General features: G+C 64.2%; 22 protein-coding genes and 1 riboswitch. Of the genes, 20 read left to right on the forward strand and 2 right to left on the reverse strand.

Features of this window, described 5'->3' with window-relative positions; translation table 11 throughout:
* Positions 1 to 5: 5 nt before the first annotated feature.
* Both EN857_RS13165 and EN857_RS13170 read right to left on the reverse strand, forming a co-directional pair.
* Entirely contained in the window at positions 6 to 425 is a 420-nt protein-coding gene (locus tag EN857_RS13165; RefSeq protein WP_127393664.1) for a DUF1636 family protein, read from the reverse strand.
* Positions 426 to 462: 37 nt separating this feature from the next.
* Positions 463 to 669: riboswitch (cobalamin riboswitch) on the reverse strand.
* A 29-nt stretch (positions 670 to 698) separates the two neighbouring features.
* Complete coding sequence (locus EN857_RS13170) at positions 699 to 1,898, reverse strand: winged helix-turn-helix domain-containing protein (protein WP_135858720.1); 1,200 nt, start codon at positions 1,896 to 1,898, stop codon at positions 699 to 701.
* A 331-nt stretch (positions 1,899 to 2,229) separates the two neighbouring features.
* Between EN857_RS13170 and EN857_RS13175 the strand changes: the two genes are divergently transcribed.
* From EN857_RS13175 to EN857_RS13270, 20 genes are all read left to right on the forward strand, one after another.
* Positions 2,230 to 2,595, forward strand: a complete 366-nt coding sequence (locus EN857_RS13175; protein WP_010910112.1) for an NADH-quinone oxidoreductase subunit A — start codon at positions 2,230 to 2,232, stop codon at positions 2,593 to 2,595.
* Positions 2,586 to 3,167: an NADH-quinone oxidoreductase subunit B gene (locus EN857_RS13180; RefSeq protein WP_127392359.1), complete on the forward strand. Its 582-nt coding sequence runs from the start codon at positions 2,586 to 2,588 to the stop codon at positions 3,165 to 3,167. Before EN857_RS13175 ends, EN857_RS13180 begins: the two co-directional genes overlap by 10 nt.
* 4 nt (positions 3,168 to 3,171) lie before the next feature.
* Positions 3,172 to 3,774 (forward strand): NADH-quinone oxidoreductase subunit C, encoded by a 603-nt coding sequence (locus tag EN857_RS13185; protein ID WP_127392360.1) that lies wholly within the window; start codon positions 3,172 to 3,174, stop codon positions 3,772 to 3,774.
* 26 nt (positions 3,775 to 3,800) lie between these two features.
* Positions 3,801 to 4,178, forward strand: coding sequence for a four helix bundle protein (locus EN857_RS13190; RefSeq protein WP_127311211.1), 378 nt, complete (start codon positions 3,801 to 3,803; stop codon positions 4,176 to 4,178).
* Between the two features lie 63 nt (positions 4,179 to 4,241).
* Positions 4,242 to 5,432 carry an NADH-quinone oxidoreductase subunit D gene (locus EN857_RS13195; RefSeq protein ID WP_127286224.1) on the forward strand — a complete coding sequence of 397 codons (1,191 nt, stop codon included), beginning with the start codon at positions 4,242 to 4,244 and terminating at the stop codon, positions 5,430 to 5,432.
* Positions 5,433 to 6,704 (forward strand): NADH-quinone oxidoreductase subunit E, encoded by a 1,272-nt coding sequence (locus tag EN857_RS13200; RefSeq protein WP_127392361.1) that lies wholly within the window; start codon positions 5,433 to 5,435, stop codon positions 6,702 to 6,704. It abuts the gene before it with no gap.
* A 10-nt stretch (positions 6,705 to 6,714) separates the two neighbouring features.
* The gene (gene nuoF, locus EN857_RS13205; RefSeq protein WP_127392362.1) at positions 6,715 to 8,019 is read left to right on the forward strand and encodes an NADH-quinone oxidoreductase subunit NuoF; all 1,305 of its coding nucleotides are present in this window, start codon (positions 6,715 to 6,717) and stop codon (positions 8,017 to 8,019) included.
* Between the two features lie 75 nt (positions 8,020 to 8,094).
* A complete protein-coding gene (locus tag EN857_RS13210) occupies positions 8,095 to 8,790 on the forward strand; it encodes an NADH-ubiquinone dehydrogenase (protein ID WP_127392363.1) in 696 nt (231 codons plus the stop codon).
* 75 nt (positions 8,791 to 8,865) lie between these two features.
* Complete coding sequence (gene nuoG / locus EN857_RS13215) at positions 8,866 to 10,947, forward strand: NADH-quinone oxidoreductase subunit NuoG (RefSeq protein ID WP_127392364.1); 2,082 nt, start codon at positions 8,866 to 8,868, stop codon at positions 10,945 to 10,947.
* A 2-nt stretch (positions 10,948 to 10,949) separates the two neighbouring features.
* A complete protein-coding gene (gene nuoH / locus EN857_RS13220) occupies positions 10,950 to 11,993 on the forward strand; it encodes an NADH-quinone oxidoreductase subunit NuoH (protein WP_127284944.1) in 1,044 nt (347 codons plus the stop codon).
* A gap of 244 nt (positions 11,994 to 12,237) precedes the next feature.
* Positions 12,238 to 12,729 carry an NADH-quinone oxidoreductase subunit NuoI gene (gene nuoI, locus EN857_RS13225; protein ID WP_127392365.1) on the forward strand — a complete coding sequence of 164 codons (492 nt, stop codon included), beginning with the start codon at positions 12,238 to 12,240 and terminating at the stop codon, positions 12,727 to 12,729.
* A gap of 130 nt (positions 12,730 to 12,859) precedes the next feature.
* The gene (locus EN857_RS13230; RefSeq protein ID WP_126054028.1) at positions 12,860 to 13,480 is read left to right on the forward strand and encodes an NADH-quinone oxidoreductase subunit J; all 621 of its coding nucleotides are present in this window, start codon (positions 12,860 to 12,862) and stop codon (positions 13,478 to 13,480) included.
* Between the two features lies 1 nt (position 13,481).
* Positions 13,482 to 13,790 (forward strand): NADH-quinone oxidoreductase subunit NuoK, encoded by a 309-nt coding sequence (gene nuoK, locus EN857_RS13235; protein WP_019858930.1) that lies wholly within the window; start codon positions 13,482 to 13,484, stop codon positions 13,788 to 13,790.
* A 10-nt stretch (positions 13,791 to 13,800) separates the two neighbouring features.
* Entirely contained in the window at positions 13,801 to 15,774 is a 1,974-nt protein-coding gene (gene nuoL / locus EN857_RS13240) for an NADH-quinone oxidoreductase subunit L (RefSeq protein WP_127393942.1), read from the forward strand.
* Positions 15,774 to 17,279 carry an NADH-quinone oxidoreductase subunit M gene (locus EN857_RS13245; RefSeq protein WP_135858722.1) on the forward strand — a complete coding sequence of 502 codons (1,506 nt, stop codon included), beginning with the start codon at positions 15,774 to 15,776 and terminating at the stop codon, positions 17,277 to 17,279. The genes nuoL and EN857_RS13245 overlap by 1 nt, the downstream gene beginning before the upstream one ends.
* Before the next feature lie 18 nt (positions 17,280 to 17,297).
* Entirely contained in the window at positions 17,298 to 18,734 is a 1,437-nt protein-coding gene (gene nuoN / locus EN857_RS13250; RefSeq protein ID WP_127309015.1) for an NADH-quinone oxidoreductase subunit NuoN, read from the forward strand.
* Positions 18,735 to 18,738: 4 nt separating this feature from the next.
* A complete protein-coding gene (locus EN857_RS13255) occupies positions 18,739 to 19,560 on the forward strand; it encodes a biotin--[acetyl-CoA-carboxylase] ligase (RefSeq protein ID WP_128273502.1) in 822 nt (273 codons plus the stop codon).
* A gap of 20 nt (positions 19,561 to 19,580) precedes the next feature.
* Entirely contained in the window at positions 19,581 to 21,251 is a 1,671-nt protein-coding gene (locus EN857_RS13260) for a ribonuclease J (RefSeq protein WP_127391984.1), read from the forward strand.
* Between the two features lie 127 nt (positions 21,252 to 21,378).
* On the forward strand, positions 21,379 to 21,783 hold the full coding sequence (gene mce / locus EN857_RS13265; protein ID WP_126054034.1) for a methylmalonyl-CoA epimerase: 405 nt from the start codon (positions 21,379 to 21,381) through the stop codon (positions 21,781 to 21,783).
* Positions 21,780 to 22,064, forward strand: coding sequence for a DUF1467 family protein (locus EN857_RS13270; RefSeq protein ID WP_126054035.1), 285 nt, complete (start codon positions 21,780 to 21,782; stop codon positions 22,062 to 22,064). The genes mce and EN857_RS13270 overlap by 4 nt, the downstream gene beginning before the upstream one ends.
* The last annotated feature ends 397 nt before the right edge of the window (positions 22,065 to 22,461 follow it).

Here is a 22,461-nt window from a genome sequence, read left to right on the forward strand (position 1 = left end):
GTCCTTCAGCAGGTCGAGGGAGGGATGCGGGCAACAAGGCCGCGCTTCAGGGAATCGGGCCGGCCGCGCCACGGGATGAGGCCGTCGGTCGAGGTGGCGAAGAGCTTTGCGCCAGCAACGAGGTCGGCGCCGCTGGTCGCTGTCAGGTCGCCGAAGACGTAGCTCCAGCAGCCGTCACGCAGAAGCGCTGCGCTTAGGCGACGCTTGCAATTGCCGAGGCATTCGACAGTGCGGATGCGTATGTCCTGGCCGGAAGCAGCCCGGCGCGTGTCCTCGGCGAGCAGCGCGCCGGCGCGCGGATGGGCATCGGAACCCGTTTCGTCGCGGCAGGACGAGCAGACGATGACGGTCACGCCCGCCAAGGCTTCGCCGTCGTCGGACGGTATGTCCGCTCTGTCAGCCGGAAAACTGCTGTCGCGCTCCAAATCAGGCTCCTTGCCCGGAAAACCCGCCAGGCGATCGGATTCATCTGTCTCAGACGGCAGGTCTCCTGGCTCGCGGGTCATCGCCTTGGTTGCCGCCTTCCCGGGACCATCCCAGTGGTTTTCGGCCGAGGCTCATCGCTTACAGTTGCGGGGACAGCCGCGGAATTGGGATTCTCGATCCCGCACCGCATTCCCTCTTGGCCCCTCCCTTTGCCGGGAGAAGACCGTCTGCGGCGGATTTAGGCTTACGGGTGTGGGCCTGTCAACGCACGTCTACGACGCGCTAAGGCCTGCCAGCGCCGGGCCGAGGTCGCCGGCCGGCGTCACTTCGATGCTCTCGAGGCCAAGCCAGCCCTGCATTCGCTTGAGCTCCTCGAAGAGTTCTGCCGCAGTTTCCGGCGGCGTATCAGGCTCAGCATAAGCGGCGTGGACGCGCAGCACGCTCGCCGGGCGGTCGGCGCGGAGATCGACGCGGGCGACGATCCGGTCGCCGAGCAGGAAGGGCAGCACGTAGTAGCCGTATTGGCGCTTTTCGGCCGGGGTATAGATCTCGATGCGGTAGCGGAAGTCGAAGAGCTTTTCGGTGCGGGTGCGTTCGAAGACGACGGGATCGAACGGCGCGAGCAGGGCGCGTGCCTCGATCTTGCGCGGGATGCGGGCGTCCTTGTGGAGATAGGCCGGCTTGTCCCAGCCTTCGACCCGCATCGGCAGCAGATCGCCCGTCTCGACCAGTTCCTCGATCCGGTCCTTAGTATCGCCGGGCGCCAGACGAAAATAGTCGCGCAAGTCGCTATAGGTGGCGATGCCATGCGCGCGGGCGGAAATGCGCAGCAATTCGCGATGCGCGTCCTCGACGGAGGGAACCGGCAGGTCGAGCACGGCCCGCGGCAGCACGCGCTCCGGCAAATCGTAGTAGCGCTCGAAGCCGCGCCGGTAGGCGGTGGTGATGCGGCCGGCCCAGAACAGCCATTCGAAGGCGTGCTTGGCCGCGCTCCAGCCCCACCAGCCGCCATTGCCCTTGTGGCCTTCTATGTCGGAGGCGGCGATCGGCCCGCGTTCGGCGACCTCGTTGTAGATCTCGTCAATCATCTGGCGCTGCTCACGGCCCCATTTCGCCAGTCCGAGATACATTTCCTCGCCCTGTTCGGCGCGCTGCATGCGCCAGCGCAGCAGCGGCCAGGTCTCGACCGGCAGGAAGGAGGCCTCATGCGCCCAATATTCAAAGACGGTGCGCTTGCGCGTGAGCGCGGCGTTGTCGAGCAGGGAAAGCGGGTAGGGGCCGAGGCGCGAATAGAGCGGCATATAGTGCGCGCGCACCACGGCGCTGACGGAATCGATCTGCAGCAGGCCGGTGCGGGACAGCACGCGGGCGAGGTGGCGGCGGTCCGGCGTGCCGCCCGGCTGCGGGTCGGTGAAACCTTGCGCGCCGAGCGCGATGCGCCTAGCCATCGCGAGAGATATCTTTTCCTTCATCCAGAAGCCTTGCCCCGATCCGTCTACCCGAATTTCCAGTCAATGATTCCAGCCATGCTAGCAGCAAATGGCGGGAGATATGTCAGGAGAGAAAAGTGGAGTAAAAAGCGAAGGAAATCAAACAGGAGCGGATCGGACCAGTTTCTTCCGTCTGGCGTCCAGCGCCGCGTTTTGAACAAGGTTTGACTTGCTTCGCCGAAAGCGCTGCGCTAACCCTCGCCGCGTTGCAGCATAGGCCCTTAAAACGGTTCAGCGGTGAATCTGTCACGCTTCCGCAATAGGATCGGTTGCTGTAATCAACGTGGATTGACCGCCAACGGAAAGCCGCAGCATGAACGCACTTTTGAGTTCGTATCTGCCCATCGTCCTGTTTATCGGCGTGGCGCTTGTCGTCGGCCTGGCGCTGCTTGCGGCGCCGTTCCTGGTGGCCTACCGCAACCCCGACCCGGAAAAGCTTTCCGCCTATGAATGCGGTTTCAATTCGTTCGACGACGCACGCATGAAGTTCGACATCCGCTTCTACCTGGTGTCGATCCTGTTCATCATCTTCGATCTGGAAGTGGCCTTCCTGTTCCCGTGGGCGGTGTCGTTCTCGAAGATAGGCATGCTCGGTTTCTGGTCGATGATGGTGTTTCTGGCGGTGCTGACCATCGGCTTCGCCTATGAATGGAAAAAAGGAGCGCTGGAATGGGATTGAACGACAGTTCAGGCACCCTCGTCGCGCCGAAGCCCAAGGGCATCATCGACCCCAACACCGGCCGGCCGGTGGGGCAGGATGATCCGTTTTTCCTCGAGATCAACAACGATCTGGCCGACAAGGGCTTCCTCGTCACCTCGACCGAGGCGCTGATCACCTGGGCGCGCAGCGGCTCGCTGATGTTCATGACCTTCGGCCTCGCCTGCTGCGCGGTCGAGATGATCCACACCTCGATGCCGCGCTACGACTCCGAGCGGTTCGGCGTCGCGCCGCGCGCGTCCCCGCGCCAGTCCGACATCATGATCGTCGCCGGCACGCTGACCAACAAGATGGCGCCGGCGCTGCGCAAGGTCTACGACCAGATGCCGGAGCCGCGCTACGTCATCTCCATGGGCTCGTGCGCCAATGGCGGCGGCTACTACCATTATTCCTATTCGGTGGTGCGCGGCTGCGACCGCGTCGTGCCCGTCGACATCTATGTGCCCGGCTGTCCGCCGAGCGCGGAAGCGCTGCTTTACGGCATTCTTCTGTTGCAGAAGAAGATCCGCCGCACCGGCACGATCGAGCGGTGAGCCGATGAGCCAGAAGTTGAACGAACTCTCCACCTATCTCGGCGAGAAGCTCACTGGCCGCATCGGCGAAGCCGTGCTGGCCTATGGCGAGCTCACGGTTTCCGTCGAGCCGGGCAGCCTGATCGAGGTGGCGACTTTCCTGCGCGACGATGCGCGTTGCCAGTTCGTCTCGTTCATCGACGTCAGCGGTGCCGACTATCCGTCGCGCGCCCGGCGCTTCGACGTCGTCTATCACCTGTTGTCACCGAAGCAGAATGTCCGCATCCGGCTGAAGGTCCAGGCCGACGAGGAGACACTGGTTCCCTCGCTCACCGCCGTTTATCCCGGTGCCGACTGGTTCGAGCGCGAGACCTACGACCTCTATGGCGTGCTGTTCTCCGGCCATCCGGACCTGCGGCGCATCCTCACCGACTACGGTTTCGAGGGCCACCCGCTGCGCAAGGATTTCCCGCTGACCGGCTTTGTCGAGGTGCGTTACGACGACGAGGCCAAGCGCGTGATCTACGAGCCGGTCGAGCTCAAGCAGGAATTCCGCAATTTCGATTTTCTTTCCCCGTGGGAAGGCACCGACTACGTGCTGCCGGGGGATGAAAAGGCGAAACAGTGAGTAGTCAGTAGTCAGTAGGGAAGGAATTGGGAAAGCGGATCGAATCTTATCGCGACCTGATGGTGTGGCAAGCGGCGATGGTTCTCGCCGAAGATTGCTATCGCGTCACCAAAGGTTTTCCGAAAGACGAGATCTATGGAATGACCTCCCAGATGCGCCGCTCGGCGGTATCGATCGCCGCTAATATCGCTGAGGGGTACGGTCGTGAGAACAGAGGCTCGTTCGTTCAATTTCTGCGCATGGCGCAGGGTTCGTTGAAGGAACTAGAAACTCACATATTGTTGGCGTGCCGTGTCGGTATGCTGGAGCGAGACAACGAGACTGAACTGCTGCTGCGATGCGAAGAGATTGGGAAAATGATGCGATCTCTGATCAGAACGGTGCAGGCGAAACAGGCGGAATAGTAGGCGTTGAGCTGATGATCACTACTCACTACTCACTACTGACTCTTCGCCAGAGGCGCCACAATGGCTGAAACCTCCGTCCGCAACTTCAACATCAACTTCGGACCGCAGCACCCTGCGGCGCATGGCGTTTTGCGCCTGGTGCTGGAGCTGGACGGCGAGGTGGTCGACCGCGTCGATCCGCATATCGGACTGCTGCATCGCGGCACCGAGAAGCTGATCGAGGCCAAGACTTATCTGCAGGCGGTGCCTTATCTCGACCGGCTCGACTATTGCGCGCCGATGAACCAGGAGCATGCCTTCGCGTTGGCCGCCGAGCGCCTGCTCGGCATCGAGGTGCCGAAGCGCGGCCAGTTGATCCGCGTGCTCTATTCCGAGATGGGCCGCATTATGTCGCACATCCTCAATGTGACGACGCAGGCGATGGACGTCGGCGCGCTGACGCCGCCGCTGTGGGGCTTCGTCGAGCGCGAAAAGCTGATGGTGTTCTACGAACGCGCCTCGGGCTCGCGCATGCATGCGGCCTATTTCCGCCCCGGCGGCGTGCACCAGGACCTGCCGCAGAAGCTGGTCGAGGACATCGGCAAGTGGATCGATCCGTTCCTGAAGTCGATCGACGACCTCGACGCGCTGCTCACCCCCAACCGCATCTTCAAGCAGCGCAATGTCGATATCGGCACCGTGTCGCTGGCCGATGCCTGGGCCTGGGGCTTTTCGGGCGTCATGGTGCGCGGCTCGGGTGCGGCCTGGGACCTGCGCAAATCGCAGCCCTACGAATGCTATTCCGAGATGGATTTCGACATCCCGATCGGCAAGAACGGCGACTGCTACGACCGCTACCTCGTGCGCATGGAAGAGATGCGCCAGTCGGCGAAGATCATGCGCCAGTGCGTCGACCTGCTGCTCGGCAAGGAAGGCACCGGGCCGGTGTCGAACCTCGACGGCAAGGTGGTGCCGCCGAAGCGCGCGGCGATGAAGCGTTCGATGGAAGCGCTGATCCATCACTTCAAGCTCTACACCGAAGGCTATCGCGTGCCGGCCGGCGAGGTCTATGCGGCGGTCGAAGCGCCGAAGGGCGAGTTCGGCGTCTATCTCGTCTCCGACGGCACCAACAAGCCTTACCGCTGCAAGCTGCGCGCGCCGGGCTTCGCGCATCTGCAGGCCATGGATTTCCTGTGCCGGGGCCACATGCTGGCCGACGTCACCGCCGTGCTCGGTTCGCTCGATATCGTCTTTGGTGAGGTCGATCGCTAAATGTCAGTCCGCCGTCTCGCAGATGCCAGCGTCCAGCCAGCTTCCTTCGCCTTCAACAAGGCGAATACGGCGGCGGCCAAGCAGTGGATCAAGAAATATCCGAAGGGCCGCGAGCAGTCGGCCATCATTCCGCTGCTGATGATCGCGCAGGAACAGGAAGGCTGGGTGACGAAGGCGGCGATCGAGACGATCTCCGATATGCTCGGCATGCCGCGCATCCGCGGACTCGAGGTCGCGACCTTCTATACGCAGTACCAGCTCAATCCGGTCGGCACGCGCGCGCACATCCAGGTCTGCGGCACCACGCCCTGCATGCTGCGCGGCTCGGAAGCGCTGATGGATGTCTGCCGCTCGAAGATCCATCACGACCAGTTCCACACCAATGAAAAAGGCACGCTGTCGTGGGAGGAGGTCGAATGCCTCGGCGCCTGCGTCAACGCGCCGATGGTGATGATCTTCAAGGATACGTTCGAGGATTTGACGCCGGAGCGGCTGGCCGAGATCATCGACCTCTATGAGGGCGGCAAGGGCGCCTCGGTGACGCCTGGCCCGCAGAACGGCCGCACCGGCTCGGAGCCGGCCACTGGCCTGACGACGCTGAAGAGCGAAAAGGCGATCCTGAAGTCGACGCGCGAGAAGGAAGCCAAGGCGGCGGCCAAGGCCGCCAAGGCGGCGCCGGATGCGATCATCGCGGCGCCGGTGCCGGCGCCGGCTGCCCCGGTCGCGCCCTCCAAGGCCAGCAAGCCGAAGACCGACGCGCCCGAGACCAGCCCGGCGCTGAAGACGCCGTCGCCGGTCAAGGTCGCGCCGGCCGTGGAAAGAGCGGCTAGCGTCTCAGCGCCGCGGCATTCCGCCGCCAACGCCAACAAGGCCTCGCCGGAAGTCGAGGGGGTCTCGAAGCAGCGCAACGGACCGAAGAACAAGGGCGAGCCGGTTGCCGCCTTCAAGTCGCCGGAAGCCAAGCAGCCTGCCGCCGCAAAACCTTCGCTCGACGACAAGAACCGGCCCGCCGGCATAGAACGGCCCGCCGCGGTCGACGACCTCAAGCTGATCTCCGGCGTTGGTCCGAAGATCGAGGGCACGCTGCATTCGCTCGGCATCTACACCTTCGCGCAGGTAGCATCCTGGAAGAAGGCCGAGCGCGAATGGGTCGACGGCTACTTGAACTTCAAGGGCCGCATCGAGCGCGACGACTGGGTCAAGCAGGCCAAGGCGCTCGCCAAGGGCGGGGTCGCCGAATACATCCGCGTCTTCGGCAAGAAGCCGGTCTGAGGGACGAACCATGCTTCAGGACAAAGACCGCATCTTCACCAACATCTACGGCCTCTTCGACAAGTCGCTCAACGGCGCGATGGCGCGCGGCGCCTGGGATAACACGCCTGGCTTGGTCGCCAAGGGCCGCGAGTGGATCGTCAACGAGATGAAGGCGTCGGGCCTGCGCGGCCGCGGCGGCGCCGGTTTCCCGACCGGCTTGAAATGGTCGTTCATGCCCAAGCAGAGCGACGGGCGGCCGAGCTACCTGGTCATCAACGCCGATGAATCCGAGCCCGGCACCTGCAAGGACCGCGACATCCTGCGCAACGACCCGCACACGCTGGTCGAGGGCGCGCTGCTCGCCGGCTTCGCCATGGGCGCGATCGCCGCCTACATCTATGTGCGCGGCGAGTTCATCCGCGAGCGCGAGGCGCTGCAACGGGCGATCGACGAGGCCTACGAGGCCAAGCTGATCGGCAAGAACAACACCTCCGGCTACGACTTTGACGTCTACATGCACCACGGCGCCGGCGCCTATATCTGCGGCGAGGAGACGGCGCTGCTCGAAAGCCTCGAAGGCAAGAAGGGCCAGCCGCGGCTGAAGCCGCCATTCCCGGCCAATGTCGGCCTCTATGGCTGCCCGACCACCGTCAACAATGTCGAGTCGATCGCGGTGGCGCCGACCATTCTGCGGCGCGGTGCGGCCTGGTTCTCGTCCTTCGGCCGGCCGAACAATGTCGGCACCAAGCTGTTCTGCGTCTCCGGCCACGTGAACAATCCGTGCACGGTCGAAGAGGCGATGTCTATCCCGTTCCGCGAGCTGATCGACACGCATTGCGGCGGCATCCGCGGCGGCTGGGACAATCTGCTGGCGGTCATTCCGGGCGGCGCGTCGGTGCCGCTGGTGCCGGCCGAGCAGATCATCGACACGCCGATGGATTTCGATGCGCTGCGCGACCTGAAATCCGGCCTCGGCACGGCGGCGGTCATCGTGATGGACAAGTCGACCGATATCGTGAAGGCGATCGCCAGGCTCTCCTACTTCTACAAGCATGAGAGCTGCGGCCAGTGCACGCCGTGCCGCGAAGGCACCGGCTGGATGTGGCGGGTGATGGAGCGGCTGGTGCGCGGCGAGGCGCAGAAGCGCGAGATCGACATGCTGCTCGACGTCACCAAACAGGTCGAGGGCCACACGATCTGCGCGCTGGGCGACGCGGCGGCGTGGCCGATCCAGGGCCTGATGCGGCATTTCCGCGGCGAGGTGGAGCGCCGCATCGACGAGTTTTCGCGCAACGCGCACCGGGTCGAGCCGGTGATGGTGGCGGCGGAGTAAGGTTGGAATTGCGGGCGAAAGCCCGGCGACAGGAATAACGGGCGGGGCATACGAAGAAACGACCAGGAGCACTCGATGGCGCTGTATTCGATACCCTATGCACTGATGCCCGACATGGAACAGTTGGAGAAGATGAACCAGGATCTGACCAGGATGATGCCTAAGGAGATGGCCAGCGCCGTCAATCTCCTGGCGCACCCTGTTGCTGGAGTCGCCGCCATGTCGGCGATAAGCATCGGGCTGGCCAATCATGCCTTCGGTGTCTGGCTGGGCGCGCTTTCGGGCGCCGCAGAAGCCTCGCAGCGGCTGTTCCAGCCGATCGTCGACGATTTCGAGGCGCGGAGCGAGGAGCTCGCGGAAGCCCAGAAGACCTCGTCCAAGGCGCGCAAGGCGGCAAAGACGCTGATCGCCGAGGCGCAGACCTTCGCCAGGGACGTGACCGACATCGCCCAGACCAGCGTCGAGAAGGCGCAAGACACCGGCGGCGCCGACACGGTGGCCAGCAGTGCCGCGGCCGGGCTGATGCCGGAGGATTTCAGGCAGCCCAAGGCCATCGACAGGCCGGTGGAGCCGGCCGACCTCAAGGCGATCTCGGGCATCGGCCCGAAGCTGGAGAAGGTGCTCAACGGCCTCGGCATCTGGTCATACGGCCAGATCGCGGCCTGGACGGCGGAAGAGATCGCCTGGGTCGAGGACTATCTGTCGCTCGCCGGCCGCGTCGGCCGCGACGACTGGACCAGCCAGGCAACGGCGCTGGCGGCCAAGGGTTGAAATTCAATGCCGGGCGCGGCTCTGGTCGCGCCCGCAAAGAGGGATTGCGGGACGTCCGCAGAGGTTTGAGGCGAGATGGCAAAGCTCAAGGTCGACGGGAAAGAGATCACTGTACCCGACCACTACACGCTGCTGCAGGCGGCCGAGGACGCCGGCGCGGAAGTGCCGCGCTTCTGCTTCCATGAGCGGCTGTCGATCGCCGGCAACTGCCGCATGTGCCTGATCGAGGTGAAGGGTGGCCCGCCCAAGCCGCAGGCCTCCTGCGCCATGGGCGTGCGCGATTTGCGCCCCGGGCCGAATGGCGAGGCGCCGGAAATCTTCACCAACACGCCGATGGTCAAGAAGGCCCGCGAAGGCGTGATGGAATTCCTGCTGATCAACCATCCGCTCGACTGCCCGATCTGCGACCAGGGCGGCGAATGCGACCTGCAGGACCAGGCGATGGCCTTCGGCGTCGATTCCTCGCGCTACCACGAGAACAAGCGCGCGGTGGAAGACAAGTATATCGGGCCGCTGGTCAAGACGGTGATGAACCGCTGCATCCACTGCACGCGCTGCGTCCGCTTCACCACCGAGGTCGCCGGCATTTCCGAACTCGGCCTGATCGGCCGCGGCGAGGATGCAGAGATCACCACCTATCTCGAGCAGGCGATGACCTCGGAGCTGCAGGGCAATGTCATCGACCTTTGCCCGGTCGGCGCGCTGACCTCCAAGCCGTTCGCCTTCCAGGCGCGGCCGTGGGAGCTGACCAAGACCGAATCCATCGACGTCATGGATGCGGTCGGCTCGGCGATCCGCGTCGACAGCCGCGGTCGCGAGGTGATGCGCATCCTGCCGCGCGTCAACGAGGCGGTGAACGAGGAATGGATCTCGGACAAGACCCGCTTCATCTGGGACGGCCTGCGCACGCAGCGCCTCGACCGCCCCTATGTGCGCAAGGATGGCAAGCTCGTTGCGGCAAGCTGGGCGGAAGCCTTCGCCGCGATCAGGGACGAGGTGTCGAAGACGGCGCCCGAGCGGATCGGCGCTATCGCCGGTGACCTCGCCGCGGTCGAGGAGATCTATGCGCTGAAGCTTCTGATGGCGGCGCTCGGCTCGAAGAATATCGACTGCCGCCAGGATGGCGCCGCGCTCGATCCGCCGCTCGGCCGCGCCAGCTACATCTTCAATCCGACCATCGAGGGCATCGAGCAGGCCGACGCGGTGCTGATCATCGGCGCCAATCCGCGCTTCGAGGCTTCGGTGCTCAATGCCCGCATCCGCAAGCGCTGGCGCATCGGCAATCTGCCGGTCGGCGTCATCGGCGAGGTCGGCGACACGCGCTACGACTATGAGCAGATCGGCGCCGGTCCGGAATCGCTGAAGGACCTGGCCGACGGCAACGGCAAGTTCTTCCAGGTGCTGAAGAAGGCGACGCACCCGCTGATCATCGTCGGCCAGGGCGCGCTGGCGCGCGCCGACGGTGCGGCAGTGCTCGGCCAGGCGGCCAAGCTTGCCACGGCGGTCAATGCCGCCCGGGCCGATTGGAACGGTTTTGCCGTGCTGCACAACGCCGCGGCCAGAGTCGGCGGCCTCGACCTCGGCTTCGTGCCGGGCGAGGGCGGCAAGGGCGTCGCCGCCATGCTCGGCGAGACGGACGTGCTGTTCCTGCTCGGCGCCGACGAGATCGACATGGCCAAGACCGGCGGCGCGTTCGTCGTCTATGTCGGCACGCATGGCGACGCCGGCGCGCACCGCGCCAACGTCATCCTGCCAGCCGCGGCCTACACCGAAAAGTCCGGCACCTACGTCAACACGGAAGGTCGCGTGCAGCAGACCAATCGCGCCGGCTTCGCTCCGGGCGACGCACGCGAGGACTGGGCGATCCTGAGGGCGCTCTCGGATGTGCTCGGCAAGAAGCTGCCGTTCGATTCGCTGCCGCAGCTGCGCGCCAGGCTCTATGGCGAGTATCCGCATCTTGCCCGCATCGACCAGGTTCTGGCCGGCAGCGCCGACGACATCGCCAAGGTGGCGAAGCTCGGCGGCCGGCTGAACAAGGGCACCTTCACCTCGCCGGTGAAGGATTTCTATCTGACCAACCCGATCGCGCGAGCCTCTGCCGTGATGGCGGAATGCTCGGCGCTGGCCAAGGGCGGCTTCAAGCAGGCGGCGGAATAAGCATGGAAACCTTCTTCTCCTTCTACGTGCTGCCGGCGCTGCTGATCCTGCTGAAGTCGGTCGTGCTGATCGTCGTGCTGCTGATCTTCGTCGCCTACATCCTCTACGCCGACCGCAAGATCTGGGCGGCGGTGCAGTTGCGCCGCGGTCCGAATGTGGTCGGCCCCTGGGGCACGCTGCAGGCCTTCGCCGACCTGTTGAAGTTCGTCTTCAAGGAGCCGGTGATCCCGTCCGGCGCCAACAAGGGCGTCTTCCTGCTGGCGCCGCTGGTGTCGGCGGTGCTGGCGATCTCGGCCTGGGCGGTGATACCGGTCAACGAGGGCTGGGCGATCGCCAACGTCAATGTCGGCATCCTCTATGTCTTCGCCATCTCCTCGCTCGAGGTCTATGGCGTGATCATGGGCGGTTGGGCGTCCAATTCGAAATATCCGTTCCTCGGCGCGCTGCGCTCGGCCGCGCAGATGGTGTCCTACGAAGTCTCGATCGGCTTCGTCATCGTCACCGTGCTGCTTTGCGTCGGCTCGCTCAACCTGTCCGACATCGTCATGTCGCAGCATGACGGGCTGGGCACAAGGCTTGGCCTGCCCAACACCTTCCTCGACTGGCACTGGCTGTCGCTGTTCCCGATGTTCGTCATCTTCTTCATCTCGGCGCTGGCCGAGACGAACCGTCCGCCCTTCGACCTGGTGGAGGCCGAATCGGAACTGGTCGCCGGCCATATGGTCGAATATTCGTCGACGCCGTTCCTGCTCTTCTTCCTCGGCGAGTATGTCGCCATCGTCCTGATGTGCGCGCTGGCCACCATACTGTTCCTCGGCGGCTGGCTGCCTCCGTTCGACTTCGCCCCCTTCACCTGGGTGCCGGGGCTGATCTGGTTCGTGCTCAAGGTCTGCCTGGTGTTCTTCGGCATTTCCATGGTCAAGGCGTTCGTGCCGCGCTACCGCTACGACCAGCTGATGCGGCTGGGCTGGAAGGTCTTCCTGCCGATCTCGCTGTTCATGGTCATCGCCACCGCCGCCTTCCTCAAGCTCACGGGATTTGCGTGATGGGCGACTTGGTGGTCTTGGTGTTAGGCGGCGCTTTTGGAGTCCTGGTGGGGTGGCTTATGACGCGCTCTGGGGCTCCACTCGAGCGATACCGGAAAAGGCAAACTAGCCTTTTTGGCTTTCCCCTATCCGATGAGGTGAAGCAATTGGACGAGCATTTCGTCAAGCGCGTCTTGACGGCTTATCCGCTCATATTGGGTGTCATGTTCGCGACCATTGCGTTGGTCGCGTTTGGGAGTGGCAAATGGGTGCACTAACTCAAGCCGCAAAGGCGCTGCTGCTGAAGGATTTCGTCAGCGCCTTCTTCCTGTCGATGCGCCAGTTCTTCGCGCCGAAGGAGACGATCAACTATCCGCACGAGAAGGGGCCGATCAGCCCGCGCTTCCGCGGCGAGCATGCGCTGCGCCGTTATCCGAACGGCGAGGAACGCTGCATCGCCTGCAAGCTGTGCGAGGCGATCTGCCCGGCGCAGGCGATCACCATCGAGGCCGGCCCGCGCCGCAACGACGGCACGCGCCGCACCGTACGCTACGACATCGACATGGTGAAGTGCATCTATTGCGGCTTCTGCCAGGAGGCTTGCCCGGTCGACGCCATCGTCGAAGGGCCGAATTTCGAATTCGCGACGGAGACGCGCGAGGAGCTTTACTACGACAAGGACAGGCTGCTCGCGAACGGCGACCGCTGGGAGCGCGAACTGGCGCGCAACATCGCGCTGGACGCACCCTATCGCTGACATTTGACGCATGGACGGGGCGAGGGGCCTCGTCTAAGGACAACGCGGCTTCGTAACCGGAGGCGGAAACGAAGCCAGAAAGAGCAAACAGGACGAACGTCCTGTTTGGACAGGAACCCGGGGGAACCCCATGCTGAGTGGACTAGAGGCGGCCTTTTTCTACCTCTTCGCCTTTGTCGCGGTGGCGTCGGCGTTCATGGTCATTTCGTCGCGCAACCCCGTGCATTCGGTGCTGTTCCTGATCCTGACCTTCTTCAACGCCGCCGGCCTGTTCATGCTGACCGGCGCCGAGTTCCTGGCGATGATCCTGCTCGTCGTTTATGTCGGCGCGGTCATGGTGCTGTTCCTGTTCGTCGTCATGATGCTCGACGTCGACTTCGCCGAGATGAAGGAAGGCGCGCTGCAATACGCCCCGATCGGCGCGCTGGTCGGGCTGATCCTGGCGGCGGAGCTGATCGTCGTGCTCGGCGGCTACACTTTCGCGCCACAGCTGGCGTCGACGGTGGCCAAGCCCATTCCGGATCTCGCCCAGCGCACCAACACGGCCGCGCTCGGCGATATCCTCTACACGGACTACCTCTATTACTTCCAGATCGCCGGCCTCGTGCTGCTGGTCGCCATGATCGGCGCCATCGTGCTGACGCTGCGCCACAAGCCGGGCGTCAAGCGGCAATCGATCGCAGCCCAGGTCGGCCGCACGCCGGCGACGGGCATGGAAATCCGCAAGGTCAAATCGGGCGAGGGCATCTGAGATGGTCGTCGGCATCGCGCACTACCTCACCGTATCGGCGATCCTGTTCACGCTCGGCGTGTTCGGAATCTTCCTGAACCGCAAGAACGTCATCGTCATCCTGATGTCGGTCGAGCTGATCCTGCTGGCGGTCAACATCAATTTCGTCGCCTTCTCGGCGGCGCTCGGCGATCTCGTCGGACAGGTGTTCGCGCTGTTCGTGCTGACGGTCGCCGCTGCGGAGGCCGCGATCGGTCTTGCCATTCTCGTCGTCTTCTTCCGCAACCGCGGCTCGATCGCGGTCGAAGACGTCAACATGATGAAGGGTTGACGGGACAGTCATGTATCAAGCGATCGTCTTCCTTCCGCTGCTCGGCTTCCTGATCGTCGGCCTGTTCGGCACGTCGCTCGGCGCCAAGGCGTCCGAATACATCACCTCCGGCTTCCTGGTGATTTCGGCCGTGCTGTCGTGGATCGCCTTTTTCTCGGTCGGCTTCGGCGAAGGCGAGGTGTTCACCGTACCGGTGCTGCGCTGGATCCAGTCGGGCGGGCTCGACGCGTCCTGGGCGCTCAGGATCGACACGCTGACGGTGGTGATGCTGGTCGTCGTCAACACCGTGTCGGCGCTGGTCCACATCTACTCGATCGGCTACATGCACCACGATCCGAACCGGCCGCGCTTCTTTGCCTATCTGTCGCTGTTCACCTTCGCCATGCTGATGCTGGTGACGGCCGACAATCTGGTGCAGATGTTCTTCGGCTGGGAAGGCGTCGGTCTCGCCTCCTACCTGCTGATCGGCTTCTGGTACAAGAAGCCGTCTGCCAATGCCGCGGCGATCAAGGCCTTCGTCGTCAACCGCGTCGGCGATTTCGGCTTCGCTCTCGGCATCTTCGGCGTCTTCGTGCTGTTCGGCTCGGTCAATCTCGGCACCATCTTCGCCAATGCGGCGAGCTTCGTTCCGGCGGAGGGCGCCAAGCACGGCGCCGCCGTGCTCACCTTCCTTGGCTATGCGCTCGACAAGCACTCGGCGATGACCGTGGTCTGCCTGCTCCTCTTCATGGGCGCGATGGGCAAGTCGGCGCAGGTGCCGCTGCACACCTGGCTGCCCGACGCCATGGAAGGCCCGACGCCGGTCTCGGCGCTGATCCATGCCGCCACCATGGTGACGGCAGGCGTGTTCATGCTGGCCCGGCTGTCGCCGCTGTTCGAGCTGTCGCATTCGGCGCTGACGGTCGTCACCTTCATCGGCGCCTTCACCGCCTTCTTCGCGGCCACGGTCGGCCTGGTCCAGAACGACATCAAGCGTGTCATCGCCTATTCGACCTGCTCGCAGCTCGGCTACATGTTCGTGGCGCTCGGCGTCGGCGCCTATGGCGCGGCGATCTTCCATCTGTTCACGCACGCCTTCTTCAAAGCGCTGCTGTTCCTCGGCTCGGGCTCGGTGATCCACGCCGTCTCCGACGAGCAGGACATGCGCAACATGGGCGGCCTGAGGACGCTCATTCCGAAGACCTACTGGATGATGGTGATCGGCACGCTGGCGCTGACCGGCGTCGGCATCCCGGTGACGGTCATCGGCACCGCCGGCTTCTTCTCCAAGGACGCCATCATCGAGAGCGCCTTCGCCAGCCACAATCTGTTTGCCGGCACCGCCTTCGTGCTGCTGGTCGTTGCCGCGGCCTTCACCTCATTCTACTCTTGGCGGCTGATTTTCATGACCTTCCACGGCCAGCCGCGCGCCAGCCACGAGGTCATGCACCATGTCCATGAATCGCCACCGGTGATGCTGGTGCCGCTGTTCATCCTGGCCGCGGGCGCGCTGTTTGCCGGCATCATCTTCCACGGCGCCTTCATCGGCGAGGGTTATGCCGAGTTCTGGAAGGCATCGCTGTTCACGCTGCCGGACAACCACATCCTGCACGAGATCCACGAACTGCCGCTGTGGGTCGAACTGGCGCCGTTCATCGCCATGGTCATCGGCTTCGCGGTTGCCTGGAAGTTCTACATCCGCTCGCCGGAATTGCCCGCCAGCGTCGCCGCCAACCATCGCCTGCTCTACGCCTTCCTGCTCAACAAGTGGTATTTCGACGAGCTCTACGACGTCCTGTTCGTGCGGCCGGCGAAGCGCCTCGGCAGGTTCCTGTGGAAGACCGGCGACGGCGCCATTATCGACGGGCTCGGGCCTGACGGGGTCTCGGCGCGCGTCGTCGATGTCACCAACCGCGTCGTCAAGCTGCAGACCGGCTACCTCTACCACTACGCCTTCGCCATGCTGATCGGCGTTGCCGCACTCGTCACCTGGATGATGCTCTGATGACCGCCTGGCCAATCCTCTCGCTGGTCACCTTCCTGCCGCTGGTGGGGGTGCTGCTCATCCTGTTCATCAACGACGACAGCGAAAACGCGCGCCGCAACATCCGCGCCATCGCGCTGTGGACGACGAGCATCACCTTCGTCATCTCGCTGTTCATCTGGAAGGGTTTTGACAATTCGCAGGCCGGCTTCCAGTTCGTCGAGAAGGCCGCCTGGCTGGATTCGGGCATTTCCTACCACATGGGCGTCGACGGCATCTCGATGCTGTTCGTCATCCTCACCACCTTCCTGATGCCGCTCTGCATCCTGGCGTCGTGGGAAGCGATCGAGAAGCGGGTCAAGGCCTGCATGATCGCCTTCCTGCTCCTGGAAACGCTGATGATCGGCGTCTTCTGCGCGCTCGACATCGTGCTGTTCTACGTCTTCTTCGAGGCCGGCCTGATCCCGATGTTCATCATCATCGGCGTCTGGGGCGGCAAGCGGCGCGTCTACGCCTCGTTCAAGTTCTTCCTCTACACGCTCGCCGGTTCGGTGCTGATGCTGCTCGCCATCATGGCGATGTTCTACCAGTCCGGCACCACCGACATCACGACGCTTTTGACGCACAACTTCCCGGCCAACATGCAGACCTGGCTGTGGCTCGCCTTCTTCGCCTCCTTCGCGGTGAAGATGCCGATGTGGCCGGTGCACACCTGGCTGCCGGACGCGCACGTCGAGGCGCCGACGGCGGGCTCGGTGATCCTGGCCGCGATCCTCCTGAAGATGGGCGGGTACGGCTTCCTGCGCTTCTCGCTGCCGATGTTCCCGCTGGCGTCGGAAATGTTCGCGCCGTTGGTATTCACGCTCTCGGTCGTCGCCATCATCTACACCTCGCTGGTGGCGCTGATGCAGGAGGACATGAAGAAGCTGATCGCCTATTCGTCGGTCGCCCATATGGGCTTCGTCACCATGGGCATCTTCGCCATGAACCAGGAAGGCGTGCAGGGCGCGATCTTCCAGATGCTCAGCCACGGCCTCGTCTCCGGCGCGCTGTTCCTGTGCGTCGGCGTCATCTACGACCGCATGCACACGCGCGAGATCGACGCCTATGGCGGGCTGGTCAACAACATGCCGAAATATGCCACCGTGTTCATGGTCTTCACCATGGCCAATGTCGGCCTGCCCGGCACCAGCGGCTTCGTCGGCGAATTCCTGACCATGCTTGGTGTGTTCCGGGTCAACACCTGGGTGGCGTTCTTCGCCGCCACCGGCGTCATCCTGTCGGCGGCCTACGCGCTCTGGCTCTACCGCCGGGTGATCTTTGGTTCGCTGACCAAGGACAGCCTGAAGGGCCTGCTGGACCTGTCGACGCGCGAGAAGGCGATCATCTACCCGCTGGTGGTGCTGGTCATCTTCTTCGGCGTCTATCCCGCGCCCGTCTTCGACGCCACGGCCGCATCGGTCAAGGCGCTCGTCACCAATGTCACCGCATCCATCGGCTCCGCGCAGACCGCGGCGGCGAACTGACCAGGGGTTTTGCGAACCATGACGCCGGACCTTCTCTCCAGCTTTTCGCTCTCGACGCCGGAGCTGATCCTCGCCATCGGCGCGCTGGCGCTGCTGATGGTGGGCGCCTATTCGCGCTCCAACACCACCATGACGGTGACCGGCCTTGCCGTCGCCATACTGGTGCTCGCCGGCTTCTGGGTCGCCTCTTCCGGTGGGCAGGGCACGGCTTACGGCGGCGCTTTCATCCAGGATTCCTTCGCCCGCTTCATGAAGCTGCTGGCGCTGATCGGCTCGGCGGTGACGCTGGTCATGTCGATGCGCTTCGCCAAGCAGGAGCATTTCGACAAGTTCGAGTATCCGGTGCTGATCCTGCTCTGCACGCTGGGCATGATGCTTATGATCTCGGCCAACGGCATGATCGGGCTCTACCTCGGCCTCGAACTCCAGTCGCTGGCGATCTACGTGCTGGCGGCGATCAACCGCGACAGCGTCCGCTCGACCGAGGCGGGCCTCAAATATTTCGTGCTCGGCGCGCTGTCGTCGGGCATGCTGCTCTACGGCATCTCGCTGATCTACGGCTACACCGGCAACACCGGCTTCCAGGAGATCGCGACGGCGCTGGGCAGCGGCGAGCGCCAGCTCGGCCTCGTCTTCGGCCTGGTGTTCGTGCTGGCCGGCCTTGCCTTCAAGATCTCGGCGGTGCCGTTCCACATGTGGACGCCGGACGTCTATGAGGGCGCGCCGACCCCGGTGACGGCCTTCCTGGCGGCGGCCCCCAAGATGGCGGCGATGGCGCTGATCGTGCGCGTCACCATGGGCGCGTTCAAGCCGATCGCCGCGGACTGGCAGCAGATCATCGTCTTCATCTCGATCGCCTCGATGGCGCTCGGCGCCTTCGCGGCCATCGGCCAGACCAACATCAAGCGGCTGATGGCCTATTCTTCGATCGGTCACATGGGCTACGCGCTGGTCGGCCTCGCCGCCAACAGCCAGGCCGGCGTGCGCGGCGTTGCCATCTACATGCTGATCTATCTGGTGATGACGCTCGGCACCTTCGCCTTCATCCTCGCCATGCGGCGCAAGGAGGGCAATGTCGAGCAGATCAGCGACCTCGCCGGGCTCGCCTCGACCAACCCGATCATGGCGACGATCCTCACCATCCTGATGTTTTCGCTGGCCGGCATCCCGCCGCTCGCCGGCTTCTGGGGGAAGTGGTACGTCTTCCTCGCCGCCATCAACGCAGGCCTCTACGCGCTGGCGATCATCGGCGTGCTGGCCTCGGTGGTGGGCGCCTACTATTATCTGCGCATCATCAAGATCATGTGGTTCGACGAGCCGGTCGGCGGCTTCGTGCCGATGGCCAGCGAACTGCGCCTCGTGCTTGGCGTCAGCGGCGCCTTCGTGCTGTTCTACGTGCTGATCGGCGGGCCGATCGGCACCTATGCCGAAGCCGCGGCGAAGACCTTCTTCTGACGGGATGGCGTTTCGGCTGGCTCCAACCGCGGCGTCGGAAGGGTTCCGGCTCGAAGCCCATGATACGGTCGGCTCCACCAACGCGCTGGCGCTCGCCCATGCGCGGGCCGGCGATCCGGGCAAGCTGTGGGTCGTTTCCAAAAAGCAGGAAAGCGGGCGCGGCCGGCGGGGCCGGACCTGGGCGACGCCCGAGGGCAACCTGGCCGCGACATTGCTCATCGTCAGCGGCGGCGAATTGCGGCTCGCCGCGACGCTCGGCTTCGTCGCCGGGCTGGCGCTTGCCGATGCGCTCGATGCCGTCGTGCCGCAAGGCAGGATCGCGATCGGCGTTGACGGCGCAAGCCAGGGCAAGAACCGCTTCGAGCTGAAATGGCCGAACGACGTGCTTGCCTCCGGCGCCAAGCTCGCCGGCATCCTGCTGGAATCGGCGCTGCTCGAAGGCGATCGCTTTGCGGTGGCGGTCGGCATCGGCGTCAATGTGGTGGCATATCCCGAGGATTTGCCGTATCCGGCGACATCGCTGCGCGCGCTTGGCGCGAATTGCGATGCCGAGACCCTGTTTCTGGCGCTGTCGGATGCCTGGAACGAGAATGCCCGGCTGTGGGACGACGGGCGCGGGCTTGCCGCCATCAGGCGGCGCTGGCTGGCGCGCGCGGCGGGGCTGGGCGGCGAAGTTGCTGTCAGGGTTGACGGTAATGTGGTGCGCGGGACGTTCGAGACCATTGACGAGGACTGCCGTTTCGTGATCCGCGACGATGCGGGAACTGTCGTGACGATCGCCGCCGGCGACGTGCATTTCGGCGCCGTCGCGTCGGCCCGGGTTTGACGGGCCAGGAAGGAAAGAACATGGCGAAAGCGGAAAACGCCGAACTCGTCTTCGTGCCGCTCGGCGGCGTCGGCGAGATCGGCATGAACTTCGCCCTTTACGGCTACGGGCCGGCCGATGCGCGCGAGTGGATCGTCGTCGATGTCGGCGTCACCTTTCCCGACACCGCGCATCCCGGCGTCGACCTGATCCTGCCCGACACGCGCTTCATCGAGGAGAACCTCGACAATCTGCGCGGCATCGTCATCACGCACGCGCACGAGGACCATTACGGCGCGCTGCTCGACATCTGGCCGAGGCTGAAGGCGCCGGTCTGGATGACGCCGTTCACCGCCGGCCTGCTGGAGGCCAAGCGGCAGGGCGAGCAGGGTGCGCCGAAGGTGCCGGCGATGATCTACCGGGCCGGCGAGAAATTCACCATCGGTCCGTTCGAGATCGAGGCCATCCCGGTCGCCCACTCGATTCCCGAGCCGATGTCGCTGGCGATCACCACTCCGGCTGGCACCGTCATCCACACCGGCGACTGGAAGATCGATCCGGAGCCGACGATCGGGCCGAAGACCGACGAGGCGCGCTTCCGCGCCTATGGCGATAAGGGCGTGCTGGCGCTGGTCTGCGATTCGACCAACGCGCTGCGGGAGGGAGAATCGCCATCGGAGGTAGCGGTCGGCGAGGGGCTGAAGGGCGTCATCCAAAGCGCCAAGGGCCGCGTCGCCGTCACCACCTTCTCCTCCAATGTCGGCCGCATCGTTTCCATCGCCAGGGCGGCGCGCGACGCCGGCCGCCAGTGCCTGGTGCTCGGCCGTTCGCTGAAGCGCGTCATCGATGTCGCTGGCGAGCTCGGCTACATGGACGGGCTGCCGGAGTTCATCGCCGAGGAGGATTACGGCTTCATCCCGCGCGAGAACCTGGTCATCATCTGCACCGGCAGCCAAGGCGAGCCGCTGGCGGCACTTGCAAAGCTGTCTCGCGACGAGATGAAATCGGTGTCGCTGACGGCCGGCGACACCGTGGTGTTTTCCTCGCGCACCATCCCCGGCAACGAGAAGGCGATCCTCGAGATCAAGAACCGGCTGATCGACCTTGGCATGAAGATCATCGAGGACGGCGATGCGCTGGTGCACGTCTCCGGCCATCCGCGCCGCAGCGAATTGCGCAAGATGTATGAATGGGTGCGGCCGCAGATCGGCGTCCCGGTGCATGGCGAGGCGGCGCATCTGGTGGCGCAAGGGTCGCTGATGTCGATGTCCGGCATCGGCCAGGTGGCGCAGGTGCGCGACGGCGACATGCTGAGGCTCTATCCGGGCGCCGCGACCATTGTCGACCAGGTGCCGTTCGGCCGCGTCTACAAGGACGGCCGGCTGATCGGCACCGACCAGGCGATGGGCATCCGCGACCGGCGCAAGCTGTCCTTTGCCGGCCATGTCGCCGTCAATGTCGTGCTCGACGACAAATACGAGCTTGCCGGCGATCCCGACCTGGTGGCGATCGGTGTCGCCGAGGCGGACGCCAGCGGCGAGACCCTGGAGGATCTGATGCTCGATGCGGCAATCGGCGCCGTGGACTCGATCCCCCGTCAGCGCCGAAAAGACCTCGACCTGGTGCAGGAGGCGGTGCGCCGCGCGGTGCGCGGTGCCGCCAACGAAGCCTGGGGCAAGAAGCCGCTGGTGACGGTGTTCGTCACGCGGTGACGAACAAGGGAATAGGGGAGTAAGGCAGTAGGGGAATAGGGAAGAATAAGCAGTCTGTATTTGTTCAGACTCGTTTCCCTACTCCCATACTGCCCTACTCCCTTACTCCCCTAAAGCGGAGCGCTTTATGCTCGGACGCCTGAACCATGTCGCGCTTGCCGTGCCGGATCTGGCCGCGGCAATGGCGGCCTATCGCGACACGCTCGGCGCGCGGCTGAGCGCACCGCAGGCGCTGCCGGAACATGGCGTGACCGTGGTGTTCGTCGATGTCGGCAACACCAAGATCGAATTGCTGGAACCGTTGGGCGAGAACTCGCCGATCACAGCCTTCCTGGAGAAGAACCCCTCGGGCGGCATGCACCATGTGTGCTATGAGGTGGATGACATCGTGGCCGCGCGCGACCGGCTCAAGGCCAGCGGCGCGCGCGTGCTGGGTGACGGCAGCCCGAAGATCGGCGCGCATGGCAAGCCGGTGCTGTTCCTGCATCCCAAGGATTTCTTCGGCACGCTGGTCGAACTGGAGCAATCATGAGCTGGGTCTCGTTCATCGCGCTGTTCTTCGCCACCTGGTGGGTGGTGCTGTTCGCCGTCCTGCCGTTCAGCCTCAGAACCCAGGATGAGGACAAGGATGTGACGCTGGGCACCGTTCCCAGCGCGCCGCGCGGGCCGCACATGCTGCGCGCGGCTTTCCGGACGACGATCGCCACCCTGGTCCTTCTCGGCATCTTTTACGGCATCACACGGGGGCTTGGCCTCGGCATCGACGACATCCCGCACATCGTGCCGGACTTCAACCAGACGCCGAAGAATTAACGACGCCAGTCGACCCAAACTCGTCCCATTTCATGCGAGTCGGCTCAGCCGGAAATCCGGTAGCCGGCTTTCGAATTCTCGTTGCGCTGACGTCGGGTAAAGCAGTTTGGCAATCTGTCGTGCTAAGCAGATGATTGCACAAAAAAAATGCAAGGCACGAGGCCTTGCAATTTAAACGCGTCCGATCTGTTTCCGGTATCCGGCGGCTGCGAGTAACCGCGCCTAGATCGCATCCTCCCAAGACTTTGACCGCGTAGGAGAGCAGATTTTTTTCCGCCCTCTCGGTTATCGGGGCACACTAGCCTAAGGCAGATGAAATTGTCACGAAGAATTTTGCCCGGAAACGGGCAATATCGTGCTGCAGTGCACAATAGTACGGCAGGCCTTGCTTGTGAAA

The organism is Mesorhizobium sp. M4B.F.Ca.ET.214.01.1.1 (assembly GCF_004791545.1).
GTDB lineage: Bacteria > Pseudomonadota > Alphaproteobacteria > Rhizobiales > Rhizobiaceae > Mesorhizobium > Mesorhizobium abyssinicae.